Annotated in this window: 3 protein-coding genes and 1 pseudogene; all 4 read right to left on the reverse strand. The window is 63.4% G+C overall.

What is annotated here, in order from left to right:
• Positions 1–682, reverse strand: a 682-nt coding sequence (locus ADK28_RS04625; protein WP_048795015.1) for a pyridoxal-phosphate dependent enzyme, incomplete at its 3' end; no start/stop codon positions are given.
• Between the two features lie 41 nt (positions 683–723).
• A complete protein-coding gene (gene trpCF / locus ADK28_RS04630) occupies positions 724–2,085 on the reverse strand; it encodes a bifunctional indole-3-glycerol-phosphate synthase TrpC/phosphoribosylanthranilate isomerase TrpF (protein ID WP_193392117.1) in 1,362 nt (453 codons plus the stop codon).
• 3 nt (positions 2,086–2,088) lie between these two features.
• Positions 2,089–3,685, reverse strand: a pseudogene (gene trpD / locus ADK28_RS32865) (bifunctional anthranilate synthase glutamate amidotransferase component TrpG/anthranilate phosphoribosyltransferase TrpD).
• A partial coding sequence (locus tag ADK28_RS04645) for a chorismate-binding protein (protein WP_193392116.1) occupies positions 3,685–3,991 on the reverse strand: 307 nt, incomplete at its 5' end. The gene ADK28_RS04645 and the pseudogene trpD, both read right to left, overlap by 1 nt.

Consider the following 3,991-nt stretch of genomic DNA (forward strand, 5'->3'; position numbering starts at 1 on the left):
CGATGACCGCATCCGGCAGACGGCCTTCGCGCTCCAGCACCTGCGCTTTGGTTTCTTCGCCGATCATGCGCTGGAATTCACGCACGATAGTCGGGTACGGATGCGGGCCGGCGGCGGTGCCGAGCATGTAGTGCGCGGTTTCATAGCTGCCGGACCAGTCGCGCAACGCTTCGTTGCAGGCGTCTTTCAGGGTGGCGGAGCCGCTGTGCACCGGGATCACTTCCGCGCCCATCAGCCGCATGCGGAACACGTTCGGCGACTGGCGCTCGACGTCTTTGGCGCCCATATAGATACGGCATTTGAGGCCGAGCAGCGCGCAGGCCAGCGCCGACGCGACGCCGTGTTGGCCTGCGCCGGTTTCTGCGATGATCTCGGTTTTGCCCATGCGCTTGGCCAGCAACGCCTGGCCCAGCACCTGGTTGGTCTTGTGCGCGCCGCCGTGCAGCAGATCTTCACGCTTCAGATAAAGCTTGGTGTTGCTGCCGGCGGTGAGGTTTTTGCACAGCGTCAGCGCCGTCGGGCGGCCCGCGTAGTTCTTCAACAGATCGATAAATTCCGCCTGAAATTCCGGATCGCGCTGGGCGCTGACAAAGGCTTCTTCCAGTTGTTTCAGGGCCGGCATCAGAATTTGCGGCACGTATTGGCCACCAAATTCGCCGAAGTAGGGGTTAAGCAGCGTCATGAGAGTTCCCGTTATTATCCGTTATTAATATAGAGCCGTATTCAGTAGGCGCGCAGGGTCTGGAAGACCGAGGCCAGGCGCGCGGGATCTTTGATGCCCGGTTCGCTTTCCACGCCGGAGTTGAAGTCCAGCCCGGCGCAGCCGAGCTTGGCCGCTTCGACGCAGTTGTCGGCGCGCAGGCCGCCCGCCAGCATCACGTTAGTCAGATCTTCGCCTTGCAATACCGACCAGTCGAAGCGTTGGCCGGTGCCGCCGGCGCCGTTGTCGAGCAGGTAGCGATCGACATGCTGCAGATCGCGCGCCGGCACCCGATCTTTCACGCTCAGCGCTTTCCAGATGCGGCAATTGGCCGGCAAGCGGGCGCGCAGGGCGCTGATATAGGCCTGGTCTTCCGCGCCGTGCAGTTGCACCGCGTGCAGACCGAGGCGCTCAACGGTCAACGCCACGGTCTCGACCTGGGCGTCGCAGAATACGCCGACGTACTTCAGCGGCGCGCCGGAAATCACTTCGCGGGCGCGGGTGATGTCCACATAGCGCGGCGAACGGCCGACGAAAATCAGCCCGCCGTAGATGGCGCCGGCCTGATACGCGGCGGCGGCGTCCTGCGGACGGGTCAGGCCGCACACTTTGTTGGCGCCCAGGATCACGCGGCGCACGGCGGCGCGCAGATCGGGTTCAGACATCAGCGCGCTGCCGATCAGGAAACCGTTGGCGTAATGGCTCAGCTCGCGGATCTGCCCATAGTTGTTGATGCCTGACTCGCTGATCACCGTCACGCCATGCGGCACGCGCGGCGCCAGTTGGCGAGTGCGGTCCAGATCGATGCTCAGATCGCGCAGATCGCGATTATTGATGCCGACCACGCGCGCTTCCAGCGCGATCGCGCGCTGCAGCTCTTCTTCACTGATCACTTCGGTCAGCACGCCCATATTCAGGCTGTGGGCCACCGCCGCCAGCTGGCGATACTGGTCGTCGGTCAACACCGACAGCATCAGCAGGATGGCATCGGCCTGATAGTAGCGCGCCAGGTAAATCTGATACGGATCGATGATAAAGTCTTTGCACAACACCGGTTGGCTGACGGTTTTACTGACCAGCGGCAGGAAATCGAAGCTGCCCTGGAAGTATTTCTCGTCGGTCAGCACCGAGATCGCCGAGGCGAAATCTTTATACACCGTGGCGATCTCCACCGGATCAAAGTTTTCGCGAATCAGCCCTTTGGAAGGCGAGGCCTTCTTGCATTCGAGAATGAAAGCCGTCCGGGTGCCTTGCAGCGCGTGATAAAAGCTGCGTTCGCTCGGTACGATGTCGTTCTGAAAGCCGGCCAGGGGCTGTTGCTGTTGTCGCGCCGCGATCCATTGCGCTTTGTCGCGGACAATCTTGTGTAGCACGGTTTCCTGCATCATTTATCCTCTTGCCGCCAGTGCGATGACACGCTCATAGGCCTGCCCGCTGTTGATCATATCCAGTGCCTGCCGCGCATTTTGGCGCAGGTCTTCATGTCCGAATAACTTCAGAAGCAACGCGACGTTGGCCGCGACCGCCGCGGCGTGCGCCGGCTCGCCTTTACCTTGTAACAGCCGCGCCAAAATGTCACGGTTTTCTTCCGGCGTGCCGCCCAGCAAGGCTTCCAGCGGATAGGTTTCCAATCCGAAGGACTGCGGCGTGAGCTGGTAGCTGCTGATTTCGCCGTTGTTCAATTCCGCTACGTGCGTCGGAGCGTGGATCGCCACCTCGTCCATGCCGCCGCCGTGAACCACCGCCGCACGCTGATAACCCAGCACGCGCAGGGTTTCGGCAATCGGCAGCACCAGTTCCGGGCTGTAAACGCCGATCAGCGCCAGCGGCGGGCGCGCCGGGTTGATCAGCGGGCCCAGCACGTTGAACAGCGTGCGGGTCTTCAACTGCTGGCGCACCGGCATGGCGTGACGAAAGCCGGTATGGTACTGCGGCGCGAACAGGAAACACACGCCGAGATCGTCCAGCGCCTTGCGCGCTTCTTCCGCCGGCAGATCCAGGCGGATGCCGAACGCCGCCAGCAGATCCGAAGAGCCGGAACGGCTGGAAACGCTGCGGTTGCCGTGTTTGGCGATCTTCGCGCCGCACGCCGCCGCCACGAAGGCGCTGGCGGTGGAAATATTGATGCTGTTGGTGCCGTCGCCGCCGGTGCCGACGATATCGGCGAACAGATAGTCAGGGCGCGGGAACGGTTGAGCGTCGTCCAACAGCGCTTTGGCGGCGCCGGCGATCTCTTCCGGGCGCTCGCCGCGGACTTTCATGCTGATCAACGCCGCCGCCAGTTGGCTCGGCTCCAGCTCGCCGCGCACGATGGCGCTGAACAGCTGTTGGCTTTCCTGCTGGCTCATCGACTCGGCGCGGTACAGTTTCTCAAGAATAGGTTGCATCGTCGTGTTCCTTATATTACTTCGCCAGCGCCCAAGCCAGGGTCTGCTCGAGCAGGCGCGCGCCGTGGGTGGTCAGAATCGATTCCGGGTGGAACTGGAAGCCGCACACGCGGCGACGGTCGTCGCGCACCGCCATCACCATTTCGCCGAAGCGGGCGTTGACGGTGAGATCGGCCGGGATGTTGCTGCCGACCAGAGAGTGGTAGCGCGCCACCGGCAGCGGGTTGGCCATGCCGGCGAACATGCCTTCGCCATCGTGAGCGATCGCCGAGGCTTTGCCGTGCAGGATCTCGCCCGCCTGGCCGACCTGGCCGCCATAGGCTTCGACGATCGCCTGGTGCCCGAGGCAGATGCCGATGATCGGCAGCCGGCCGCGCAGGCGTTGCAGCAGTTCCGGCATGCAGCCCGCTTCGGACGGCGTGCCGGGGCCGGGCGACAGCATCAGCACCGGCTGGGTCATGTGCTCCAGGCGTTCGATGATCACCTCGGCGGCGATCTGGTTACGGTAAATCACCACCTGGTGGCCGCTGGCGCGCAGCTGATCGACCAGGTTGTAGGTAAAGGAATCGACGTTGTCGAGCAGCAGGATATCGGCCATCAGAACACCTCCTTGGCATGGTGCGCAGTGGCGATGGCGCGCAGCACGGCACGGGCTTTATTACGGGTTTCGTCGGCTTCCGCCTGCGGGACGGAATCCAGCACCACGCCGGCACCGGCTTGCACGGTGGCGATGCCGTCTTCAACGTAGGCGGAGCGAATGACGATGCAGGTATCCAGATCGCCGGTGGCGGTGAAGTAGCCCACCGCGCCGCCGTAGCTGCCGCGGCGCGTGCCTTCGGAGGCGGCGATCAGCTGCATCGCCCGCACTTTCGGCGCGCCGCTGAGGGTGCCCATGTTCATGCAG

The organism is Serratia sp. 506_PEND (assembly GCF_001076875.1).
Classification (GTDB): domain Bacteria; phylum Pseudomonadota; class Gammaproteobacteria; order Enterobacterales; family Enterobacteriaceae; genus Serratia; species Serratia marcescens.